Annotated in this window: 7 protein-coding genes; 5 read left to right on the top strand and 2 right to left on the bottom strand. The window is 48.6% G+C overall.

Features of this window, described 5'->3' with window-relative positions:
- From Q7V06_RS06045 to Q7V06_RS06025, 5 genes are all read left to right on the top strand, one after another.
- A partial coding sequence (locus tag Q7V06_RS06045) for a GNAT family N-acetyltransferase (RefSeq protein ID WP_304839495.1) occupies nucleotides 1-346 on the top strand: 346 nt, incomplete at its 5' end.
- A 29-nt stretch (nucleotides 347-375) separates the two neighbouring features.
- Nucleotides 376-1,044 carry a DUF120 domain-containing protein gene (locus Q7V06_RS06040; protein WP_304839493.1) on the top strand — a complete coding sequence of 223 codons (669 nt, stop codon included), beginning with the start codon at nucleotides 376-378 and terminating at the stop codon, nucleotides 1,042-1,044.
- The gene (ribB, locus tag Q7V06_RS06035; RefSeq protein ID WP_304839490.1) at nucleotides 1,037-1,726 is read left to right on the top strand and encodes a 3,4-dihydroxy-2-butanone-4-phosphate synthase; all 690 of its coding nucleotides are present in this window, start codon (nucleotides 1,037-1,039) and stop codon (nucleotides 1,724-1,726) included. The genes Q7V06_RS06040 and ribB overlap by 8 nt, the downstream gene beginning before the upstream one ends.
- Before the next feature lie 192 nt (nucleotides 1,727-1,918).
- Nucleotides 1,919-2,131, top strand: a complete 213-nt coding sequence (locus Q7V06_RS06030) for a hypothetical protein (RefSeq protein WP_304839486.1) — start codon at nucleotides 1,919-1,921, stop codon at nucleotides 2,129-2,131.
- Between the two features lie 16 nt (nucleotides 2,132-2,147).
- Complete coding sequence (locus Q7V06_RS06025; protein ID WP_304839484.1) at nucleotides 2,148-2,744, top strand: hypothetical protein; 597 nt, start codon at nucleotides 2,148-2,150, stop codon at nucleotides 2,742-2,744.
- Between the two features lie 63 nt (nucleotides 2,745-2,807).
- Here Q7V06_RS06025 and Q7V06_RS06020 read toward each other — a convergent pair whose 3' ends face one another.
- Together Q7V06_RS06020 and Q7V06_RS06015 are read right to left on the bottom strand one after the other, a co-directional pair.
- On the bottom strand, nucleotides 2,808-3,377 hold the full coding sequence (locus tag Q7V06_RS06020; protein ID WP_304839481.1) for an RPA family protein: 570 nt from the start codon (nucleotides 3,375-3,377) through the stop codon (nucleotides 2,808-2,810).
- On the bottom strand, nucleotides 3,374-4,730 hold a 1,357-nt coding region (locus tag Q7V06_RS06015; protein WP_304839479.1), incomplete at its 5' end, for a hypothetical protein. The genes Q7V06_RS06020 and Q7V06_RS06015, both read right to left, overlap by 4 nt.

Here is a 4,730-nt window from a genome sequence, read left to right as displayed (position 1 = left end):
GGAGATCGTCTCACTCGCCAGATGCAGGGATCATCCTGATGGTTCTTTTGAGGTTGATGCCGTCTTCACCCCTGAGTCTCACCGTGGCCGTGGCCTCTCCCGGCTGGTGGTGGGTGCACTCGTTGAGGCATGCTATAACGAGGAGCTCCTGATGTACGCTGTGCAGCACCTGAAGAAGTTCTATTCAGAGTTTGGTTTTGTTTCTGTTCCTGAAGGGGCACTCTCTGCTTCAGTTCGGGAACGGTACCTCTGGGCCGCCGGAAACATGGAAGGGGCTGAAGTGATCCCGATGAAGCGGCCTTCCGGAAGACCTTCACTTCTCACCCGTGTCGATACCCATAAATAGCTAGCCTCCCAAATCTGGTAATCATGCAGATGCCTGATGCAGGAGATCTCCCGGTATTAAAGGCGATAGCCCTCCTTGGCGGATGCCGCGGCCCGGTACGGGTTTCTACACAGAGTCTCAGCACGACGCTTGGAACGAGCCCTCAGACGATATCACGCCGTTTAAAGGCCCTTGAATCGGCTCACCTGATCAACCGGATGATTGATCCTTCCGGCCAGTCGGTGACGGTGACGAAAGGGGGTGAGGAGGTTCTCAGGAGGGAGCATGCCGAATACTGCCGGATATTCTCCCGTACCGGAGGGCATTTCATCCTTTCAGGGATGGTTATCTCCGGTCTTGGCGAGGGGCGGTACTATATGTCCCTTGACCATTACAAAACCCAGTTCCGGATTAACTGCGGGTTTGAACCGTTTCCCGGCACCTTAAACCTCAGGCTGAACCAGCAGAGCATACCTGTGCGGAAGAGGCTTGAATCACTCGAGTGGATGACCATTCCAGGTTTTTCAGATGAACACAGGACATTCGGAGAGGCACGCTGCCTCCCATGCAGGATTCAGGGGATACCCTGTGCTCTCATCGTGCCGGGGAGGACCCACTACCCTGAGGATATCGTCGAGCTGATCTCTGGCGCTCCTCTCAGGGAAGAACTTCAATTACAGGATAACGATATCATCGAGGTGGAGATCGGATATGATTAACGAAGCAATAAACGCACTCAGGGAGGGCAGATTCGTCCTCATTTACGACTTTGACAACCGTGAACGGGAGACTGATCTCACGATCCGATCTGATCTGATCACCGCAAAAGACATCCTCAGAATGAGAAAGGACGGGGGAGGGCTGATATGTACAGCAATACATCCGGATGCGGCAAAGACCCTCGGACTCCCGTTTGCATCTGATGTCTTCTCCCGGTGCGGAGAACTTGGTGAGAAGGAAGGGGATGTCCCCTATGATCGGAAGAATCATTCATCCTTCTCACTCTGGGTGAATCACAGGAAGACCTTCACCGGTATCACCGACCATGACCGTGCCCTCACCATCTCAAAGATCGCAGATCATGTTCATGCAGCAATGAATGGTGGCGGACTCCCCCCGTTTGGAGCAGAGTTTCGGACACCGGGCCATTCGGCGATCCTCCGGGCAGCTGACACCCTCCTTGACCAGAGGCGGGGCCAGACCGAACTCTCAATTGCCCTTGCTCTTATGGCAGGGATCACCCCTGCGGTGACCGTCTGCGAGATGCTTGATGATGAGACCGGCAATGCTCTCGATAAAGAGAAGGCTCAGGCATATGGAGAAGAGCATGACTTCCCGTTTGTAACCGGGGATGATATCATCGAGGCGTGGGAGAACTGGAGAAGAGAGTCGGTTTCATAAGTATGCTTACGGGGGTATGTGTAGATACTCTTCTCCTGTGAATACGTTTTTGAACCAAATGAACCTTCAGGATTTACATCCTAGCAAACGAATATTTATTATTTAAACTTTTTTAAAGAAACTTTTTCTACTTCTAAATTAGTTATACTCTATAAACATTTCAAACATGTATTATGAAAAACTTAAAAACAGATGGTAAAAATGAAAACAATGTATTTTGAAAAAAAATTTGGAATCTCAATCGATGACTTAAAATCGACAATCGAAATTGATGATGTTATTGAAAAAAAAATTGGAAGGGCCCTGAGAGTTAAAAAACAAGAGAGTTTGTTGATTAATCATGCAGGGTGCGTATTCAGTTTAAAAGATTATGAGATAGATAAAAAAATTGAATCTCTGATGTAAAATCAAATTGAATAATATGGTAATTATAGATGATTTTTTTAAATTGTATGATGATGAATATCTACCTGCATATTCAGATTTGGTTGCGTATATCTCAGATAAACCCGTAAATATGTTATTAGATATTGAAGCAACATTCAGCCATTTAATGGTGCATCTAAAATATCCTGATAAAGAGATATCTCAAGATAATTTAGATAAGGCATACAATCATCTAATGCGACTTATATTGGATTGTCATAAATTATTGTGGATTTCAATTTCAGATCCAATTGATAAAATTTATAAAGACGAATCCATGCGAAAATTTACAATTAATAGCCAAGAGTCAATTTTCATAAAAAAATATAATGACTTCAAAAAATCTGCGAAAGAAGCCAGAAGAATTGAGATGAAATCTGTTGGTATAAATTCCCTTGATGCAATCAAAAAATACCGTGAAACAAATGAATTAGGACTTTCTCTTTTAGAAGATATTGATGAGGATAAAATACACTATTATGAAAAATTTAGAATTTATATATATTTAAAGCAACAATTAATAGGTATCTTAATTGGGGGAGTAATTGCGAGCATTATTGTAACATTGATTTTTAATTATTTTGGAATCTGATCTGAAAAGGATTTCGAACTAATCCCACATTAATCTTACTCATTTTTTTTAAAAAAAAGTAATTTAGGGTCTGATCGCCACAAGGGCGTCATAGACCATCTTTTTATAGGATTCAAGGTTTGGATTGTACTCCTTTTGTGCCATTTCAGCATCAGGAGATTCGCCAAACGAATCGATCCGGTCCAGTGTTGCTTCGGCAGAGTCAAGCACCCAGAGATCCCGGATATCGCGGTCAACGACCGTCACCGTCTCGGCACGGACAGAGATGAGTACTTTTCCATCCGGTGTCTCGTAGGCATTCGGCTTTCCGACGACCGCAACGAAGGCGGGCGGTTCTACCTTCGCAACCTGCTGCATCGCCTCAGGCTGGTATGATCCTGCGGTGACGAAGAAGGTCCCGGTGGGATCGGCCACCCGTACCCGGTACATGCTGTGCTGTTCACCAACCTTCTCCTTCTGGGTGAGCGATCCGACAATGAAGATCCGGTTCGACCGCTCGCCTGTTGGAAGGAGCACATAGGTCGGGCTCTTTTCATCTTCGCCGACACGGAAGGAATGCCGGGCATCCCTGAGTTCGGCGGCAAAGATCCGTTTTGCTGGTTCACGAACATAACTCTGGATTCGCTCGGTCATGCCTGATCACCTCCGGCACGGTTTATAAGAGCAGTATGTCTGCTCATATCAAGGGACAGCCATTCGGCCTGATTGGCAATGAAGAGGTCTTCAAACTCACGGCCGGTCACCCGGAGGTACCGTCCGAGTGCACGTTCGGTGAGCTGGCGGACGACCTCATCGGCGCCAAGAGGCTGGTTCTCAGCGATATCCTGTGCATCTGCAAGGGTCATCGAGAAGAGAGCCTCGACCACATCGCGCTGAAGCAGGACGTTTCGGGCAAGGTGGCCGTCATCCAGGGTGCCTCTGATCCGAAGGTCGTACCTGAAGTTCGGCTGAAACTCATGAACCGGGCAGAAGTTCTGCCGTGATAGGACACGGTTGCACCCTTCCACCGGGCATCGTTTGACGATCCCTGAGCCTGAAGCGATATGGACTATCGCACCTGCAATCGTAGTTCCTCCACGGGAGATCTCAATCTCGGCATCCTCATCAGGGAATGCGGTCGACTGTGTCAGGTTGACGGAGAGGCGGTCATTGAACTCTTCAACAACGGCATAAAAGAAGGTATAGACGGTATTCTGAGCTATCTTCTCCCTCCCGTCACCCGCCCAGATGACAAACTTCACCACACCGGTCTCATCACCGACAAGGCCGGTCTGGAGCATCCGGTCGCTCTTACTCTCCCACTCCTGCACAAGTTTCACCCGGATCGTGGCGATGCCGGGGGAGAGTTCTGCAACAGGGGTCATCGGAGGTGGGGAGAGTGGGCGATCCTCAACCGGGGTGACGATTGCACCCTCACCGATCGAGACTCTGGGAGCACCACGGAACGTTCCCATGGTGGCACCTTCGATCGCATACCATTCACTCTGTTCAAGACTTAAAACACCGGCATTTGCCCAGAGAGTGAAGGCATATGCACCATCGGCGTTTGCGATGATCCCATTCTCTTTGATCGCATCTGAGACGGAGGGCTCAACGGCGATGATCTTTCCTTCAAACCGTGGCAGAGCCTCTTCCTGAGCTCCTGATCCCGCTTTAACCTCGATATCTGTGTCATCCACCGGTGTACATCCGGCCGGATCGATCGTTAAGGAGAGACGGCCGTTATACTCCTCAACGGCGGCATAGAGAATTGTATAGGCCTGATCCTGAGCCAGTACCATATCAGATCCCCCTCTCCAGACGGTGAACTTCACGGTGCCGCTCTCATCTCCAAGGAGGCCGGTCTGCTGCATCCGTTCATGCCTGACATCCCAGTTCTGAAAAATCTTGGCAGTAACAGAAGCAACTCCGGGAGAGAGATCTGCAATCCGGGTGATACGGTGGGTGAGGGGACGGTCTTCGTTGATCGGAGAGATGACCGTTCCT

This window comes from Methanocalculus sp., from assembly GCF_030651615.1.
Lineage (GTDB): Archaea > Halobacteriota > Methanomicrobia > Methanomicrobiales > Methanocorpusculaceae > Methanocalculus.
The sequence above is the reverse complement of the archived record's forward strand: the minus strand, read 5'-3'. Positions and strand labels throughout refer to the sequence as shown.